The organism is Streptomyces sp. NRRL B-24085 (genome assembly GCF_001282115.1).
Taxonomy (GTDB): Bacteria; Actinomycetota; Actinomycetes; order Streptomycetales; family Streptomycetaceae; genus Streptomyces.
The window spans coordinates 1-16,244 of the sequence record NZ_LJBR01000112.1 but is presented as its reverse complement, the minus strand read 5'-3'; the positions used below and the strand labels follow the sequence as shown (position 1 = coordinate 16,244).

Below are 16,244 nucleotides of genomic sequence, written 5' to 3'. Positions count from 1 at the left end.
CAGGTCGTGCGGGATGAACACGCAGGAGCGGAACCCGGCCCGGGCCGCGGCGGCACCGACCGCGCCGGCCAGGTTGCCGGTGGAGGAGCAGGAGAGCGTGGTGAAGCCGAAGGCGCGAGCCGCCTCCAGGGCCTGCGCGACGACGCGGTCCTTGAAGGAGTGCGTCGGGTTGCCGGAGTCGTCCTTGACGTACAGGCCGCCGGTCACGCCGAGTTCGCGGGCGAGGTTGTCCGCCTTGACGAGCTTGGTCCAGCCGGGGTTGATGTTGGGCTTGTCCGCCACGTCCGCGGGGACGGGCAGCAGCGGGGCGTAGCGCCAGATGTTCGCGGGTCCCGCCTCGATCCGCTTGCGGAGCTCCTCGGTGTCGTAGGCCGAGAAGTCGTACGCGATCTCGAGCGGGCCGAAACACTCCTCACAGGCGAATACCGGGCCGAGCGGGACGCGGTGGCCGCATTCGCGGCAGCTCAGCGCCGCGGCGGGACCCAGGTCGACGGAGTTCGTGGTGCTTGCAACAGTCTGCGCAGCCATGGAGGCGAGGCCCTTTCTCCTCATCTTCCTCACGACGCACTTCGCCGTGAGACGGATTTGGCACCTTCCCGAGCCGGGAGCCTCGCGGAGACGATCGTCAGTGATCGCTACGAGAGCCGACTGGAGGGTTGCCGGGGCTTCATCGGGCCGTATCCCTCTGCCCCTCTGGATGAGCGGTGTGAAGTTGTGAACGGCGGGCCACCCAGGACATGCGATGGTCACCCGCGTTGTTCAAGACTGTAACCGACGACCAGGACAGTTGAGATAGTCGTCCGAACGGCGAGATGGATCACACGCAGATCACACGCAGAGGAGCCGCGCACTGTGCTGAACGAAGTCGAGCGCTGGCTGGCGACCCGTTCCTGGTCCGTGACCGATCGCCCGCTCCACCGGATCATGGCGGCGAAGCGGGCCACGGGCCGGACGGTCAGTGTCGTCCTGCCCGCCCTCAACGAGGAGGCGACGGTCGGTGACATCGTCGCCGTCATCCGTCATGACCTCATGCAGCAGGTCCCGCTCGTCGACGAGATCGTCGTCGTGGACTCGGGATCGACCGACCGCACCTCCCAGGTCGCCGCCGCGGCCGGCGCACGGGTCGTCCACCGCGACGACATCCTCCCGCGCATCCCGGCGGTGCCCGGCAAGGGCGAGGTCCTGTGGCGGTCCCTGCTCGTCACGACCGGGGACATCGTCTGCTTCATAGACGCCGACCTGCAGGAGTTCTCCTCGGACTTCGTCTCCGGGATCGTCGGCCCGCTGCTCACCGACCCCGGCGTCGACCTGGTCAAGGGCATGTACGACCGTCCCCTGGGCGGCGCCGCCGGGCAGGGCGGCCGGGTCACCGAGCTCATGGCGCGCCCGCTGCTGAACATGCACTGGCCGCAGCTCGCCGGTTTCGTGCAGCCGCTGGGCGGTGAGTACGCGGCCCGGCGCTCGCTGCTGGAGCAGTTGCCGTTCCCCGTCGGCTACGGCGTCGAGCTGGGCATGCTGGTCGACGCCCTGCACCTGGTGGGCCTGGACGCCCTGGCCCAGGTCGACGTCGGGGTGCGCAAGCACCGCCACCAGGACGGGCAGGCCCTGGGCCGGATGTCCGCCGCGATCTACCGCACCGCCCAGCTCCGGCTGGCCCGCGGCCACCTGATCCGGCCCGCCCTCACCCAGTTCGAGCGGGGCCGGGAGGGCTTCGAGCCGCGGACGTACTCGGTGGACACGGAGGAGCGGCCGCCGATGACGGAGATCCCGGAGTACGTGAAAAGAAGGGCAGCGTAGGAGCGCCCGTTCTGGAGCGCTCCCAAGGGAACGTTTGAGCGGTTGCACCCCGGGCTAGATGTCGAGGCATGGCTCCCTCGCACAACGCTCACGTACTGGTCGCATCCAACCGAGGTCCGGTCTCCTACGAGGTCCAGGAAAACGGCGAGCTCAAAGCGAAGCGCGGCGGCGGCGGCCTCGTCTCGGGCCTGTCGGCGATCGGGCCGGAGGCCGGCGCGCTGTGGGTGTGCTCGGCGCTGTCCGAGGGCGACCGCGAGGCGGTACGGCAGGGGGTCGGCGAGGACGGCGTCCGCATGCTCGCGATCCCGGCCGACGTGCACGCGGACGCGTACAACGGCATCGCGAACTCGGTCCTCTGGTTCGTCCACCACCTGCTCTACCAGACCCCGTTGGAACCGTCCTTCGACGCGGAGTTCCGGCGCCAGTGGGCGTCGTACGAGACGTACAACCGCGCCTTCGCCGAGGCGCTCGCCGAGGAGGCGGCCGAGGGGGCGGCGGTCCTGGTGCAGGACTACCACCTGTGCCTGGTGCCGGGGATGCTCCGCGAACTCCGCCCCGACCTGCGCATCGCCCACTTCTCGCACACGCCGTGGGCGCCGGTGGAGTACTTCCGGATGCTGCCGGACGACATCGCGTCCCAGCTGCTGCGGGGCATGTTGGGCGCCGACCGGCTCGGCTTCCTCACCCGGCGCTGGGCGGACGCCTTCACGGCCTGCGTCACGGAGTTCGCGGACGGGCTCGGCGGGACGCGGGTCGGGGTGCACGGCCTCGGCGCGGACGCCGACTTCCTGCGCGCCCGCTCCCACGAGGCCGATGTCGAGGAGCGGATCGTCGCCCTGCGCGAGGAGATCGGCGCGGGCCGAAAGACGATCGTGCGGGTGGACCGGACCGAGCTGTCCAAGAACATCGTGCGGGGTCTGCACGCCTACCGGCGGCTGCTGGAGTCGCGGCCGGAGTGGCGGGAGCGGGTCGTGCACGTGGCGTTCGCGTATCCGTCGCGGCAGGACCTGGCGGTGTACCGGGACTACACGGCCGAGGTGCAGCGGGTGGCGCGGGAGATCAACGACACGTTCGGCACACCTGGCTGGACCCCGGTCCTGCTGAATCTGAAGGACGACTTCGCGCGCTCCCTCGCCGCGTACCGGCTGGCCGACGTGGCGCTGGTCAACCCCATCCGGGACGGCATGAACCTGGTCGCGAAGGAGGTGCCGGTGGTCTCCGACGAGGGGTGCGCGCTGGTGCTGTCGCGGGAGGCCGGGGCGTACGAGGAGCTCGGCGAGGACGCGATCGTGGTGAACCCGTACGACGTGGAGCAGACGGCGGCGGCCCTGCACGAGGCGCTGACGCTGCCGTCCCACGAACGGGCCGAACGCGCGAAGCGGCTCGCCGCGGCGGCGACGGCGCTCCCGCCGGCGCAGTGGTTCCTGGACCAGCTCAACGCGCTGCACGCGCTGAACGGGTGAGCATGAACCTTCCTACCCCCCTCACCCCCGCCGGTCAGGAGGGCTTGCGCGCCCTCCTCGCGGAGCCGCACCGGGCGCTGATCGGCCTGGACTTCGACGGGACGCTCGCGCCGATCGTGGCGGACCCGGAGAAGGCGGTCGCCCACCCGGAGGCGGTGCCGGCGCTCGCGGCCCTCGCGCCGAAGGTGGCGTCCGTGACGGTGATCACCGGCCGCCCGGCCGCGGTCGCCGTCCGCAACGGCGGTTTCGCGGGCGTCCCGGGCCTGGAGCACCTGACCGTGCTCGGCCACTACGGGGCGGAGCGCTGGGAGGCGACGACGGGCGAGGTCACCGCCCCCGCCCCGCATCCCGGTGTGACGGCGGCCCGCGCCGAACTGCCGGCGCTCCTGGCCGGGACCGGTGCCTGGCTGGAGGAGAAGGGCGGCCGTGCGGTGGCCGTCCACACCCGCCGGGCGGCCGACCCCCAGTCCGCCTTCGAGGCCCTGCGCGGTCCCCTCACCGACCTGGCCGCCCGCAACGGCCTGATCGTGGAACCCGGCCGTCTGGTCCTGGAGCTCCGCCCGCCGGGCGTGGACAAGGGGGTGGCCCTGCTGGAGCACGCCCGCGAGGTCTCCGCCCGGTCCGTGCTGTTCGCCGGCGACGACCTGGGCGACCTGCCCGCCTTCTCCGCGGTCGACGAACTGCGTACCGCCGGCACCGCCGGCCTCCTGGTGTGCAGCGGCAGCGACGAGGTGACCGAGCTGCGCAAGCGGGCCGACCTGGTGGTGGACGGCCCGGCCGGCGTGGTGGGCCTGCTGCGGGCTCTGGCGGAGCGGCTCGCCTGACCCTCAGCGCTCCTCGCGCCGGGCCTGGCGCACCCTGCGCAGCCGGTTGACCGTCACCGGGTCGTGGGCCAGCGCGCGTTCGTCGTCCAGCAGCGCGTTGAGGAGCTGGTAGTAGCGGACCGGCGCCAGGCCCAGCTCCTCACGTATCGCCCGCTCCTTGGCGCCGGGGCCCGCGAAACCGCGGCGCTCCAGCGCGAGGATGTCCCGCTCCCGGCGGTCGAGTCCCGCATGCTCCATGCCCGGAACCGTAACCCCCGCCACCGACAGCGACTACTCCGCGTTCTGCGCGGTGAGCTGGAGGGCGCGCAGCACCTGCGTCGGGCTCCCGCCGGAGCTCACCGCGGCGCCGATCCGCTTCTTCACCGCGGCGCTGACCGAGGCCCAGGACGTCTTGCCCACCGGCGGCAGCTCGGCGGAGGGCAGCGCGGCCAGGAAGGGCTTGAGGTCGGCATCCCGGGAGCTCGCGCTCATGACCTCGGAGGCGGAGTTGGTCACCGGCAGCAGGTCGTACTCCCGGGAGAACGCGAGGACGTTCTTCTCGCTGTAGACGAAGTCCAGGAAGTCGCCCACCTGCTCGGCGTGGCCGTTCTGCCGGAAGGCCATCATCCAGTCGGCGACGCCCATGGAGTTCTTGGTCGGACCGTCGGCGCCGGGCATGGGCACCATGCCGAACTTCACCCCCTTCTCGGCGGCGATCTTCATCAGCGAGGGGTGCCCGTTGAGCATCCCGACGTCCCCGGCGGCGAACGCCGAGAACGCGGCGGCCCGGTTCAGGTTCTCGGGCGCCACCGGCCCGGTCAGGCCCTTGCCGACGAGGTCGTCCTTGAGCCAGGTCAGCGTGGCGACGTTCTCCTCGGAGTCGATGCCGTACGTCCCGACGTCGTCGACGTACCCGCCGCCCCCGCTCAGCAGCCACTGCATGGTCTCGGCCTGCGCCTCCTCGGGGCCGAGCGGCAGCGCGTACGGGTACTTCACCCCGTCCGCCTTGAGCGCCTCGGCGTCGGCGGCCAGCTCCTTCCACGTGGTGGGCGGGGTGAGCCCGGCGTCGGCGAACAGGGTCTTGTTGTAGAAGAGCAGCCGGGTCGACGCGGCGAACGGCATGCCGTACTGCATCCCGTTGATCCGCCCCGCGGAGCCGAGCTGGGAGACGAAGTCGGCCTGCTCCCGGATCCCGACCAGTTCGTCCGCCTTGTAGAGCAGGCCCTTGTCGGCGTAGTCGGCGTAGGCGCCGATCTGCGCCATGTCGGGGGCCTTGCCGGCGTCGACCAGTTCCTTGACCTTGCGGTCGACGTCGGTCCACGAGTAGACGCTGACGTCGATCTTCACACCGGAGTGCTTCGCCTCGTACTCCTGGACGAGCTTGTCCCAGTACTTGCGGGAGCTGTTCGCCGCGCTGTCGCCGTAGTCGGCGGCGACCAGTCTCAGCGTCACCTCGTCCGACCCGCCGCCCAGGCCGCAGCCGCCCAGGACTGCCGTCATACCCAGTGCGGACACCGCCGCGATCGTTCCCGTCCTACGCCGCCGCACCGACAACCGCCCCAAACTCACGTTCGAAAACTTTCGAAAAGTCATACATATCTCAGAAGTAAGGTCTACACCACGTGAGTGGACTAGACCTCTTGCGGGTCAACGGGTCACACTGTCCCCCGTGAGACATGTCATCGCCCTCGACGTGGGCGGCACCGGGATGAAGGCGGCCTTGGTCGGCGCGGGCGGCGAGCTCCTGCACCGGGCCCGCCGGGCGACCGGGCGCGAGCGCGGACCGGACGCGGTCGTCGACGGCATCCTCGACTTCGCCGCCGAGCTGCGCGCGTACGGCACCGAGCACCTCGGCGCCCCCGCGGCCGCGGCCGGCGTCGCCGTCCCCGGCATCGTCGACGAGGACCGGGGCATCGCGGCCTATGCCGCCAACCTGGGCTGGCGGGACGTCCCCCTGCGCACCCTGCTCGCCGAGCGCCTCGGCGACGTCCCGGTCGCCCTCGGCCACGACGTCCGCACCGGCGGCCTCGCCGAGGGCCGCGTCGGAGCCGGCCGCGGCACCGACCGCTTCCTCTTCGTCGCCCTGGGCACCGGTATCGCGGGCGCCATCGGCATCGACGGACGGGTGGAGGCGGGCGCCCACGGCTTCGCGGGCGAGATCGGCCATGTCGTCGTACGCCCGGACGGCACGCCCTGTCCCTGCGGCCAGCGCGGCTGCCTGGAGCGGTACGCCTCCGCGGCCGCCGTCAGCGAGGCCTGGTCCGCGGCCACCGGGAACCCGGCGGCGGACGCGGCGGACTGCGCGAAGGCGGTGGAGGCCGAGGACCCGAAGGCCCGGGAGATCTGGCAGCGCGCCGTGGACCCCCTGGCCGACGGCCTGGTCACCGCCCTCACCCTCCTGGACCCCCGCACCCTGATCATCGGTGGCGGCCTCGCGGAGGCGGGGGAAACCTTGTTCACACCGCTGCGGGAGGCGGTCCGCAGCCGGGTCACCTTCCAGAAGCTCCCGACGATCGTCCCGGCGGCCCTGGGCGACACGGCGGGTTGTCTGGGCGCGGGCCTCCTGGCCTGGGATCTCCTCGACACGACCGACGGTACGGAGGCAACGAGCTGATGGCAGCCCACCCAGGGGCGCGGGGAACTGCGCGACCAGCCACGACGAACCCGCACCCCGCAACCGGCACGTCGCCCCTCGTCCTGTCCGGTGCGACGGTCGTCCTCCCCACCGGAGCCGTGCCGCACGGCCGGGTGATCGTCGACGGCACCCGAATCATCGGCGCCGCCCCGGACAACGCCCAGGTCCTCGACGTGACCGGCCACTGGCTGGTCCCGGGTTTCGTCGACCTGCACAACCACGGCGGCGGCGGGGCCTCCTTCACCTCGGGCACGATCGAGGACGTGCTCAAGGGCATCGCCACCCACCACGCCCACGGCACCACCACCCTCGTCGCCTCCACCGTCACCGGCGACATGGACTTCCTCGCCCACCGGGCCGGCCTGCTGAGCGAACTCGCCGAGCAGGGCGACATCGCCGGCATCCACTTCGAGGGCCCTTTCATCTCCCCCTGCCGCAAGGGCGCGCACTCGGAGAACCTGCTCCGCGACCCCGACCCGGCGGAGGTCCGCAAGCTGATCGACGCGGCGCGCGGTCAGGCCAGGATGCTCACCCTCGCCACCGAACTCCCCGGCGGCGTCGACTCCGTGCGGCTGCTCGCCGAACACGGGGTCATCGCGGCGATCGGCCACACGGACGCGAGCTACGAGCAGACCGTCGAGGCGATCGAGGCGGGCGCGACCGTCGCCACCCACCTGTTCAACGCGATGCCGCCCCTCGGTCACCGCGCCCCGGGACCCATCACCGCCCTCCTGGAGGACGAGCGGATCACGGTCGAGCTCATCGACGACGGCACGCACCTGCACCCGGCCGCCCTCCAGCTGGCGTTCCACCACGCGGGTGCGCAGCGGGTCGCCTTCATCACGGACGCCATGGACGCGGCCGGCTTCGGCGACGGGCGCTACATGCTCGGCCCCCTGGAGGTCGAGGTCAGCGAGGGCGTCGCCCGGCTGGTCGAGGGCGGTTCGATCGCCGGCTCGACGCTGACCCTGGACCGCGCTTTCAAGCGGGCGGTGACCGTCGACCGGCTGCCGGTCGAGGACGTGGTCGCGGCCATCTCCGCCAACCCGGCCCGGCTGCTCGGCATGTCCGACCGCATCGGGTCCCTGGAGCCCGGCAAGGACGCCGACCTGGTCCTCCTCGACCATCAATTCGACCTCAAGGGCGTCATGCGCCGGGGTGAATGGGTGGTCGATCCCCAACTGGGGTGATCTGTCCCGCTGTTGGGTCCGGGATCATCCTGGGAGACTGGACGGGCACATGTCCGTCCGTCTTCGGGGGAGGTCGGCCCGGGTGATCCTCACGGTCACGCTGAACACCGCTCTCGACATCACCTACCGGGTGCGGTCGCTGCGGCCGCACACCAGCCACCGGGTCTCCGAGGTCGTCGAGCGCCCCGGCGGCAAGGGCCTGAACGTGGCCCGGGTGCTGGCCGCGCTCGGCCACGAGGTGACGGTCACCGGCTTCACGGGCGGCGCCACGGGACGCACGGTCCAGGAGCAACTCACCGCCGTACCCGGACTGGTGGACGCGCTCGTCCCGGTCACCGGCCCGACCCGGCGCACGATCGCCGTCGTGGACGAACGCTCCGGCGACACCACCCAGCTCAACGAACCGGGCCCCACCGTCACACCCGCGGAGTGGTCCGCCTTCCAGGAGGAGTACGAGGATCTCGTCCCGTCGGTCTCGGCGGTGGCCCTGTGCGGGAGCCTGCCGCCGGGGGTGCCGGTGGGGGCGTACGCGGGCCTGGTCCGCACGGCGAAGGCGGCCGGGGTCCCGGTCCTCCTCGACACCAGCGGCGAGGCACTGCGCCGCGGGGTCGCCGCCCGCCCCGACATCCTCAAGCCGAACGCCGAGGAACTGTCCGAACTGACCGGCTCCCACGAACCGCTGCGCGCGACGCAGGACGCCCGCCGGCGGGGGGCCCGGTCGGTGGTCGCGACCCTCGGCAAGGACGGCCTCCTGGCGGTCACTCCCGAGGGCCGCTGGCGCGCCACGCCCCCGACCCCGGTCTCCGGCAACCCCACGGGCGCCGGCGACTCGGTGGTCGCGGCCCTGCTGTCCGGCCTGGTGCGCCAACTCCCCTGGCCGACCCGCCTGACCCACGCGGCAGCCCTCTCGGCGGCGACCGTACTGACCCCGGTGGCGGGCGAGTTCGACCGGCCGACCTACGAGGATCTGCTGGAGCGGGTCGCGGTCACGAGGGAGGTCGGCGCGGCGTGAGCCCTACTGGTCGACGTTCTCCGTCACGGAGAACTGGTCGAGCAGGGCGTTGCACTGGTTGCCCTGCTGGCACGAGAGCTGAATGGTGTTGGTGCCCTTGGTCAGGGAGACCTGGGCCCAGGTCTCCTGCCATTCGTTGGCGGGAAGCCCACCGAAGTTCTTCATGTTCAGCGGCCGGGAGGCGGTTTTCCCGTTGACCGTCACCGTCGCGTTGGCGTCCTCCGCGGGGAGGCTGTAGCGGACGTAGACCCGATAGGTGCCGGCCTTCTTGATGCCGTTGACCGTCCAGGTGACGGAGGCGCCGACCTGGTTGAAGCCCTGGACGTAGACGCCGCCGGCGGCCTGGGCCCCCTTCACGTCGGACGCGGCGATGGTACCGCCCTCCAGCCGCATCGTCTTCGCGTCGGCCTTCGGCAGCTCGGCCTCCGCTGTCGCCGAGCTCGACGCACTCGGCTCCGAGCTCTGGGACGCCGTCGGGGTCGTCGCCGCCTCGTTGCCCTTGTCGCCCTTCTCGTCGTCGCCGCCCGCGATCGCGATGCCGATGCCGATGACCACCGCGGCCACCACGGCGATCGCGCCGATCAGGAGGCCCTTGGTGTTGGGTCCGCCGCTGCGCCGGCCACCGCCGCCGTGGCCCGGCATGGGCTGCTGGCTGGTGGGGGCGGAGCCGGGGAAGGTCTCGGGGGCGGCGTAGTGCGCGCTGGGCTGGCCGTAGCCGCCCGGGGCCTGCTGCTGCGGGACCTGGCCGTACGCCGCGGTCGGCGCGGTCGGTGCCTGCTGCTGCCCGTACTGGCGCTGGCCGACCGCGCGGACTCTGTTGACGGAGTTCGGGTAGCCGTAACCGCCGGAGGGCGGCTGGGCCCCGTTGGCCTGGCCGTCGGCGTAGAGGTAGCCGAACGGGTCGTCGTCCTCGGGCGTGCTCGCGCCGTTGTTGCCGGACGTCATCCCTTGGTACTCCTCAACAGGTGCGGATCGGATGCGATACGTGGAGTCAGAATGGCGAGCCTACCCGCTCCAGATGGCCCAAACGGGTGACTCGGATCGCATCGGCTCGCTGACCTGGGGCTCAGCCCGCGCGTCTGTGCTGTTTGGGACGAGATCGTTTCTCGACGTACATCCGCTCGTCGGCCGACTTCAGCACTTCGTCCGCGGTCATGCCGCAGTGCGCCCAGCCGATGCCGAAGCTGGCACCGACCCGCACGGCCCGTCCCTCGGCCCGGATCGGCTGGATGATCTCGTTGCGCAGGCGCACCGCGAGGTCCGCCGCGTCGGCCTTGCCGAGACCGTCGGCGAGGATCACGAACTCGTCGCCGCCGAGCCGCGCCACGGTGTCGCCGTCGCGCACGCACTGGGACAGCCGACGGGCGACCTCGATGAGGACCGCGTCGCCCGCGTTGTGCCCGAACCGGTCGTTGATCGACTTGAAGCCGTCGAGGTCGCAGAAGAGCACCGCGAGCCCCTTGGTGCCGTCGTCGCGCTCCCCCTCGGGGGCGACGGTGTGCACGTGGTGGTCGAAGGCGTCGAACGCCTCGGCGCCGCCCTGCCGGAAGTCGAAGCCGTGGCCGCCCGCGTCGAAGGCCGGGTGCCCGAAGGCCGCGTCCACGGGCTCCAGGGCGCCGGTGTGGGTGGGGCGCTGACAGAGCCGGGAGGACAGCCGCGAGCGCAGCTCGGCGGAGTTCGGCAGGCCGGTGAGGGAGTCGTGGGAGGCGCGGTGGGCGAGCTGGAGCTCGCGGCGCTTGCGCTCCTCGATGTCCTCGACGTGGGTGAGCAGGAAGCGCGGGCCGTCGGCGGCGTCGGCGACCACCGAGTTGCGCAGGGAGACCCAGACGTACGTGCCGTCCCGGCGCCCGAGGCGGAGCTCGGCGCGTCCACCCTCCGCCGAGGTCCGCAGCAGGGTGCCTATGTCCTCGGGGTGGACCAGGTCGGAGAAGGAGTAGCGGCGCATGGCGGACGCGGGGCGGCCGAGGAGGCGGCACAGGGCGTCGTTGGTGCGCAGGATCCGGCCGTGCTGGTCGCCGCCCATCTCGGCGATGGCCATGCCGGAGGGGGCGTACTCGAAGGCCTGCCGGAAGCTCTCCTCGCTGGCCCTGAGCGCCTGCTGCTCCCTTTCGAGCCTGACCAGCGCGCGCTGCATGTTGGCGCGCAGGCGCGCGTTGCTGATCGCGATGGCGGCCTGGAACGTGTACATCTGGAGCGCTTCGCGGCCCCAGGCGCCCGGCCTGCGGCCGTTGCGCGGCCGGTCCACGGAGAGCACGCCGATCAGCTCGCCGCACTGGCCGCCCGGCACGCCCGGTGTGTACATCGGCGCGAACAGCCGGTCGGAGGGGTGCCACTCGTCCTCGAAGCGGGGCGCGGGGCCGTCGGTGTACCACTGCGGGACGTCGTCGTCGTCGAGGATCCAGCCCTCGGTGTGCGGTATGAAGACCAGGTCGCCCCAGGTCTCCCCCATGCTCAGCCGGCGCTCCCAGGACTCGCGGGAGCCCACCCGGCCGGTGATCAGCGCCTCGGCGGCCTGGTTCCCGGCGAAGGCGGCGACCACGAGATCGCCGTCGGGGCGCACGAGATTGACGCACGCCAGCTCGTAGCCGAGTGCGGTGACCACGCCGTTCGCGACGGTCTGCAGTGTGTCGGCCAGGCTGCGGGCCGTGTTCATGTCGGCCATGACCTGGTGCAGTTGTCGCAGGGACGCAAGGCGGACGTACGGCTCCGACTCGCTCTCCATTGCTCGCCCTCCCCCCGAGACCTCGCAGTGAATCAAGGGTCATCTGTCCAGCCACTGAATCACAGCGCGCTGCCCGCCCGGTACACAGGGTCAACAATTGGCACCTCTTGTGACTCAAGTCACAGCGAAAGATGAGCAATTGAGCGGGGTTTCTGTGTTTTTCCTGTGCGTTTACCGCACGCAAATTTCGGGCGATTATGCAGGTTCCGGCAGGCCGCCCGTCGGGAGACCTAGGTCCGGTCTCGGGCGAAGGCCCGATGCGGCGGGCGCGGCGCCGGGACTAGCGTTTCGGGCGTGTCGAACACTGCCTCCCCCACCGTCCCGATGATCCCTCCGCCCGCTTCCGGGCATGCTGTGGGGGTGAGCAACGACGAGTTCCGCGCCGCCATGTCCCGGCTGGCCGCGGGCGTGGTCCTGGTGACCGCGTTCGAGCCCCCGCTCGACGCCGAGGGACCCAAGGGCGAGGACGTCGGCATGACGGCCACGGCGTTCCTGTCGGTCTCCCTGGACCCGCCTCTGGTGCTGGTCAGCCTGCGGACCGGCTCCCGCATGGACGACCTGCTCGACGAGCAGCCGCTGTGGGCGGTGTCCGTCCTGTCGGAGAGCCAGCGGCACATCGCCGGCCGCTTCGCCATGAAGGGCCGCATCAGCGACCGCCTGCTGTTCGAGGACATCCCGTACGTCCGCGGCTCGGCGACAGGCGCCGTTCTGGTGGGCGGCGCCCTCGCCACGCTGGAGTGCCGCACCGAGCAGCGTGTGGAGGCCGGCGACCACACCCTGGTGATCGGCCGTGTCCTCACCGCCGACGTGCCGAGCGCGGAGGGCGGCCCGCTGACCTATTTCCGGGGCCGGTACCGGCAGTTGGGATGAATTCCGTGGCGGTGCGCCGCCGGCTCGTCCTAAGGTCCCCGGATGACATTCGCACCCCGCCTCGAAGAGGTCACACCCGGGAATTTCGAAACGGCGACCGCCATACGCGTCCGCCCGGAGCAGGAATTCGCGGTCTCCCCCGTGATGCAGTCCCTCGCCGAGGCGTACGTCCATCCCCCGGGCGTCGCCTGGCCCCGGCTGATCGTCGACGGTGACCGCACGGTCGGCTTCCTGATGGCCTTCCTCGACATCGACTGGCGCGCCGACGGCGGCACCGTGCGCCGCTCCGGCCTGTGGCGCCTGAACATCGCGGCCGACGCCCAGGGCCAGGGCTACGGCCGTTTCGCCGTCGAGTCCGTCGCCGCGGAGCTGCGCCGCCGGGGCACGAAGGAGTTGTACGTCACCTGGCACGAGGGCCCGGACGGCCCGGCCGAGTTCTATCTGAAGCTGGGCTTCCGCCGGACCGGGGAGCTGAGCGAGGGAGAGACGGTGGGGGTCCTGGACCTCGCCTAGAGGAGGGTGACGTCCGAGCGCGCGGCCGTCGCCGGGTCCGTGGTGATGTCGATCACGGCGATCCGGTCGTGTACGAACGTGAACGCGAGGGTCCGCTCCACCCGGCCGTCCCGCAGCAGCGCGATACCGGCGCGGCCCTCGACGAGAGCCGGGACGACGACACCGGTGATGTGCCGCGCGTAGCCGCTGGCCCCCTTGGCCACGGCGAGCGCCCCCGCCGTCACCCCGGCCTCCGTGCGCACCACGACGTCCGGGTCGAGGACGTCCAGCAGCCCCTCGAAGTCGCCCTCGCGCGCGGCGGCGAGGAAGGCGTCGACGAGTTCCCGCCGCCGCGTCGGATCCGCCTCGGCCGCCTGGGCGCCCCGCACCCGGCGCCGGGCCCTGCTGGCGAGCTGCCGGGTGGCCGCGGGGGACTTGCCGATGACGCCGCCGATCTCGCCGTACGGGACCGCGAAGAGGTCGTGGAGGACGAAGGCGAGCCGTTCGGCGGGGGTGAGGGTGTCGAGGACGACGAGGAGGGCGCCGCCGACCGAGTCGGCCAGGAGGACGTCCTGCTCGGGGTCGGGGGCGGCGGCCGGGACCGGTGTCTCGGCTTCCAGGGGCTGTTCGGCGCGGGACCTGCGGGCGCGGAGCATGTCGAGGCAGACCCGTCCGACGACCGTGGTCAGCCAGCCCCCGAGGTTGTCGACGTGGGTGGTGTCCGAGCGGCTCATCCGCATCCACGCCTCCTGCACGGCGTCCTCCGCCTCGCCGGCCGACCCGAGCATCCGCCGTGCCACGGCCAGCAACCGCCCGCGGTGCGCCTCGAACCGCTCGGCAAGGAAGTCCTCGTCGCGCATGGGTCACCGCTCTCGTTGTGGTCAGCTCTCGAAGAGTTGACGGAGAGACAGGGCGAGATGTGACACACGCCGGCTTCACAGGGGCGCGGGGCTGTATCGATATGCGGCTCCGCCGCGTGGGCGCGACCAGCCACGACGGACCGGCACCCGAACGACGACCCGCTTACCCCCAGTCCCGCCCGGACCGTCCCCGCTTCGTGTCCGACCGCGCCTTCTTCTCCCGCAACCGGCGCTCATTGATCCCACGGGGAATCCGCGTGGGCCGCCGCGGCTTCGGCGGCGGCGCCGTCGCCTCGGCGAGCAGCGCAGCCAACCGCACGGCCGCCGTCTCCCGGTTGCGCCACTGCGAGCGGTGCTCGGAGGAGCGGACGGTCACGACCCCGTCGACGAGCCGCGAGGCCAGCTTGGCGAGGGCCCGCTGCTTCCACACCTCGGGCAGGGCCTCGGTGCGGGCGAGGTCGAAGCGGAGCTCCACCTGGGAGTCACTGGTGTTGACGTGCTGACCGCCCGGACCGGACGACCGCGAGAAACGCCACATGAGCTCGGCCTCGGGCAGGGAGACGGAGCCGCGGATGACGTAAGGACCGGACATGGGGTCCATGTTCCCGCCTCTGACCAGTCCACGTCACCCCAATATCCCCCGCCCGCCGAGCGCTTCCGCTTGGGTAAAGAAAGTAAAGAAGCGGGGAACCTTCGACACCACTCGCGGCGTTCATAGAGGTAGCTGTAGCTTCGTGCCCGTTACATAACGAGGGAAGGGACTCCCAACAATGGCTGTAAGCCTGTCCAAGGGTGGCAACGTCTCGCTCACCAAGGAGGCTCCGGGCCTGACCGCCGTCACCGTGGGCCTCGGCTGGGACGTCCGCACGACCACCGGCACGGACTTCGACCTCGACGCCTCCGCGATCGCGGTCAACACGCAGGGCAAGGTCTACTCCGACGCCCACTTCGTGTTCTTCAACAACAAGCAGACCCCGGACAGCACCATCGTCCACACCGGTGACAACCGCACCGGCGAGGGCGCGGGCGACGACGAGGCGATCAACGTCAACCTGGCCGGTCTCCCGGCCGACATCGACAAGATCGTCTTCCCGGTCTCGATCTACGACGCGGAGAACCGCTCGCAGAACTTCGGCCAGGTCCGCAACGCCTACATCCGCATCGTGAACCAGGCCGGCGGCGCCGAGATCGCCCGCTACGACCTCTCCGAGGACGCGGCCACGGAGACGGCGATGGTCTTCGGCGAGCTGTACCGCAACGGCGCGGAGTGGAAGTTCCGCGCGGTGGGCCAGGGCTACGCGTCCGGCCTGGTCGGCATCGCGCAGGACTTCGGCGTCAACGTCTAGTCACAGCGATTCGCCGCGCTGAGCGGGAGCCCCTGGCCGTACCGGCCGGGGGCTCCGGCCGTGTCCCGAGAACCCGGACTTCGGTGGCGCTGGCGGCCTTTCCCAAAGGACCCAGGGTTGAAAGAAACCCCACCAAGCCCCACCCCTCCTCCCGCCGCGAAGTCGCAGCTCACTCGCCTCACTCGCCCGAGTGAACATCGCCAACTCAGCTGGATTTCGGCCCGGTTGCTTGCTCTACAGTCGGCGCAACACAACCGCAGACCTGCTGCGGACATACAACGGCCCTCGCGGGGACTGGCATCCCGATGCGAGGGCCTGACCACCAAGGAAGAGCCACTTCCCGATGGACACGCAAAACCCTAGCGCGCCGACGCCCGCCCAGTCCCGTACCGCGGGCAAAAACCACCCCCACGCGGGTGGCCTCGTTCACGAGAACGCCCGTCACACCGAACGCTTCACGGTGATCGGCAACCACCTCGCCCAGCACCCGGAGCTCTCGCTCGTCGCCAGAGGGCTGGCCCTGTACATCCAGTCCCTCCCGGCCGGTGCCCCCGTGGACATCAAGACCCTCGCGACCCGCTTCCCCGAGGGCAGGAACCGGATCGCCGCCGCCCTGCGGGACCTGGAGACCCACGGCTACCTGCGCCGCACCCGCGAACGCGTCCCCGGCGGCCGGATCGTCTCCCGTACGGTCTCCTGCAACCGGCCGGGTCACCGCGGCCGGACCGGCGAGGACCAGGCTCCGGGGCCGCCGAGGAAACGGCAACCGGCCCCCCGCAAGAAGCTGCTGCCCGCCGTACCGCAGCCGGGCTACCCGGCACCCGCGCTCATCCAGCGGGCGATCGAGCTCCTCGCCACGCTCCGCCGCCACGACCCCCGCCTGCTCCTCTCGGCCACAGACACGGAACACCTGGCCCCCGGAGTCGCCGCCTGGCTGGAACGGGACCTCACCCCCACCGACGTACGGGACGCCCTGACCGCGCGCCTCCCCATGGAACCCCTGCACCGCCCGGCAGCCCTCCTGGCCCACCGCCTCACCGCCCAGCTACCACCC

The 16,244-nt window shown here is 71.7% G+C and carries 17 protein-coding genes and 1 riboswitch; of the genes, 10 read left to right on the top strand and 7 right to left on the bottom strand.

The window, feature by feature from the left end; all coding sequences use genetic code 11:
• Positions 1-528 (bottom strand): pyridoxal-phosphate dependent enzyme (locus tag AOJ26_RS14695; RefSeq protein ID WP_159044285.1); only part of this gene is annotated, 528 nt, incomplete at its 3' end.
• Between the two features lie 17 nt (positions 529-545).
• Positions 546-704: riboswitch (SAM riboswitch) on the bottom strand.
• A gap of 148 nt (positions 705-852) precedes the next feature.
• Here AOJ26_RS14695 and AOJ26_RS14690 point away from each other — a divergent pair.
• The 3 genes from AOJ26_RS14690 (at position 853) to otsB (ending at position 4,084) form a co-directional block, all read left to right on the top strand.
• Complete coding sequence (locus AOJ26_RS14690) at positions 853-1,797, top strand: glucosyl-3-phosphoglycerate synthase (RefSeq protein ID WP_053848716.1); 945 nt, start codon at positions 853-855, stop codon at positions 1,795-1,797.
• Positions 1,798-1,865: 68 nt separating this feature from the next.
• Positions 1,866-3,260, top strand: coding sequence for an alpha,alpha-trehalose-phosphate synthase (UDP-forming) (locus tag AOJ26_RS14685; protein ID WP_053848715.1), 1,395 nt, complete (start codon positions 1,866-1,868; stop codon positions 3,258-3,260).
• A 2-nt stretch (positions 3,261-3,262) separates the two neighbouring features.
• Positions 3,263-4,084 (top strand): trehalose-phosphatase, encoded by an 822-nt coding sequence (gene otsB, locus AOJ26_RS14680; protein ID WP_053848714.1) that lies wholly within the window; start codon positions 3,263-3,265, stop codon positions 4,082-4,084.
• Between the two features lie 3 nt (positions 4,085-4,087).
• Here otsB and AOJ26_RS14675 read toward each other — a convergent pair whose 3' ends face one another.
• Positions 4,088-4,321 carry a DUF3263 domain-containing protein gene (locus AOJ26_RS14675; protein ID WP_053848713.1) on the bottom strand — a complete coding sequence of 78 codons (234 nt, stop codon included), beginning with the start codon at positions 4,319-4,321 and terminating at the stop codon, positions 4,088-4,090.
• 33 nt (positions 4,322-4,354) lie between these two features.
• On the bottom strand, positions 4,355-5,563 hold the full coding sequence (locus AOJ26_RS14670) for an extracellular solute-binding protein (protein WP_053848712.1): 1,209 nt from the start codon (positions 5,561-5,563) through the stop codon (positions 4,355-4,357).
• 169 nt (positions 5,564-5,732) lie between these two features.
• Here AOJ26_RS14670 and AOJ26_RS14665 point away from each other — a divergent pair, with 169 nt between their 5' ends.
• From AOJ26_RS14665 to AOJ26_RS14655, 3 genes are all read left to right on the top strand, one after another.
• The gene (locus tag AOJ26_RS14665) at positions 5,733-6,677 is read left to right on the top strand and encodes an ROK family protein (protein ID WP_053848711.1); all 945 of its coding nucleotides are present in this window, start codon (positions 5,733-5,735) and stop codon (positions 6,675-6,677) included.
• Positions 6,677-7,888, top strand: a complete 1,212-nt coding sequence (gene nagA / locus AOJ26_RS14660; protein WP_234358554.1) for an N-acetylglucosamine-6-phosphate deacetylase — start codon at positions 6,677-6,679, stop codon at positions 7,886-7,888. The genes AOJ26_RS14665 and nagA overlap by 1 nt, the downstream gene beginning before the upstream one ends.
• Positions 7,889-7,970: 82 nt before the next feature.
• Positions 7,971-8,900, top strand: a complete 930-nt coding sequence (locus AOJ26_RS14655; protein WP_053848710.1) for a 1-phosphofructokinase family hexose kinase — start codon at positions 7,971-7,973, stop codon at positions 8,898-8,900.
• Positions 8,901-8,903: 3 nt separating this feature from the next.
• On the opposite strand, the gene AOJ26_RS14650 is transcribed toward AOJ26_RS14655, so the two are convergent.
• Positions 8,904-9,845 (bottom strand): CBM35 domain-containing protein, encoded by a 942-nt coding sequence (locus AOJ26_RS14650; RefSeq protein WP_053848709.1) that lies wholly within the window; start codon positions 9,843-9,845, stop codon positions 8,904-8,906.
• 121 nt (positions 9,846-9,966) lie between these two features.
• The gene (gene cdgB / locus AOJ26_RS14645; protein ID WP_053848708.1) at positions 9,967-11,622 is read right to left on the bottom strand and encodes a diguanylate cyclase CdgB; all 1,656 of its coding nucleotides are present in this window, start codon (positions 11,620-11,622) and stop codon (positions 9,967-9,969) included.
• A 324-nt stretch (positions 11,623-11,946) separates the two neighbouring features.
• Between cdgB and AOJ26_RS14640 the strand changes: the two genes are divergently transcribed.
• Together AOJ26_RS14640 and AOJ26_RS14635 are read left to right on the top strand one after the other, a co-directional pair.
• Positions 11,947-12,492, top strand: a complete 546-nt coding sequence (locus tag AOJ26_RS14640) for a flavin reductase family protein (RefSeq protein ID WP_078959895.1) — start codon at positions 11,947-11,949, stop codon at positions 12,490-12,492.
• A gap of 42 nt (positions 12,493-12,534) precedes the next feature.
• Positions 12,535-13,005 carry a GNAT family N-acetyltransferase gene (locus AOJ26_RS14635; RefSeq protein WP_053848706.1) on the top strand — a complete coding sequence of 157 codons (471 nt, stop codon included), beginning with the start codon at positions 12,535-12,537 and terminating at the stop codon, positions 13,003-13,005.
• On the opposite strand, the gene AOJ26_RS14630 is transcribed toward AOJ26_RS14635, so the two are convergent.
• Both AOJ26_RS14630 and arfB read right to left on the bottom strand, forming a co-directional pair.
• Positions 13,002-13,844, bottom strand: a complete 843-nt coding sequence (locus tag AOJ26_RS14630; RefSeq protein ID WP_053848705.1) for a sigma-70 family RNA polymerase sigma factor — start codon at positions 13,842-13,844, stop codon at positions 13,002-13,004. The two genes, AOJ26_RS14635 and AOJ26_RS14630, sit on opposite strands and share 4 nt — an antisense overlap.
• A gap of 163 nt (positions 13,845-14,007) precedes the next feature.
• A complete protein-coding gene (gene arfB, locus AOJ26_RS14625; protein ID WP_053848704.1) occupies positions 14,008-14,445 on the bottom strand; it encodes an alternative ribosome rescue aminoacyl-tRNA hydrolase ArfB in 438 nt (145 codons plus the stop codon).
• A 169-nt stretch (positions 14,446-14,614) separates the two neighbouring features.
• On the opposite strand from arfB, the gene AOJ26_RS14620 reads away from it, so the two are divergent.
• Positions 14,615-15,190 carry a TerD family protein gene (locus tag AOJ26_RS14620; protein WP_037709701.1) on the top strand — a complete coding sequence of 192 codons (576 nt, stop codon included), beginning with the start codon at positions 14,615-14,617 and terminating at the stop codon, positions 15,188-15,190.
• Positions 15,191-15,533: 343 nt separating this feature from the next.
• Positions 15,534-16,244 (top strand): helix-turn-helix domain-containing protein (locus AOJ26_RS14615; protein ID WP_078959894.1); only part of this gene is annotated, 711 nt, incomplete at its 3' end.

What these genes read in the sequence shown, in the direction of transcription:
- AOJ26_RS14685 (WP_053848715.1), top strand. Translation starts at nt 1,866, where the DNA reads ATGGCTCCCTCGCACAACGCTCACGTACTGGTCGCATCCAACCGAGGT.
- otsB (WP_053848714.1), top strand. Translation starts at nt 3,263, where the DNA reads ATGAACCTTCCTACCCCCCTCACCCCCGCCGGTCAGGAGGGCTTGCGC.
- AOJ26_RS14675 (WP_053848713.1), bottom strand. Translation starts at nt 4,321, where the DNA reads ATGGAGCATGCGGGACTCGACCGCCGGGAGCGGGACATCCTCGCGCTG.
- AOJ26_RS14670 (WP_053848712.1), bottom strand. Translation starts at nt 5,563, where the DNA reads ATGACGGCAGTCCTGGGCGGCTGCGGCCTGGGCGGCGGGTCGGACGAG.
- nagA (WP_234358554.1), top strand. Translation starts at nt 6,677, where the DNA reads ATGGCAGCCCACCCAGGGGCGCGGGGAACTGCGCGACCAGCCACGACG.
- AOJ26_RS14650 (WP_053848709.1), bottom strand. Translation starts at nt 9,845, where the DNA reads ATGACGTCCGGCAACAACGGCGCGAGCACGCCCGAGGACGACGACCCG.
- cdgB (WP_053848708.1), bottom strand. Translation starts at nt 11,622, where the DNA reads ATGGAGAGCGAGTCGGAGCCGTACGTCCGCCTTGCGTCCCTGCGACAA.
- AOJ26_RS14640 (WP_078959895.1), top strand. Translation starts at nt 11,947, where the DNA reads ATGATCCCTCCGCCCGCTTCCGGGCATGCTGTGGGGGTGAGCAACGAC.
- AOJ26_RS14635 (WP_053848706.1), top strand. Translation starts at nt 12,535, where the DNA reads ATGACATTCGCACCCCGCCTCGAAGAGGTCACACCCGGGAATTTCGAA.
- AOJ26_RS14630 (WP_053848705.1), bottom strand. Translation starts at nt 13,844, where the DNA reads ATGCGCGACGAGGACTTCCTTGCCGAGCGGTTCGAGGCGCACCGCGGG.
- arfB (WP_053848704.1), bottom strand. Translation starts at nt 14,445, where the DNA reads ATGGACCCCATGTCCGGTCCTTACGTCATCCGCGGCTCCGTCTCCCTG.
- AOJ26_RS14620 (WP_037709701.1), top strand. Translation starts at nt 14,615, where the DNA reads ATGGCTGTAAGCCTGTCCAAGGGTGGCAACGTCTCGCTCACCAAGGAG.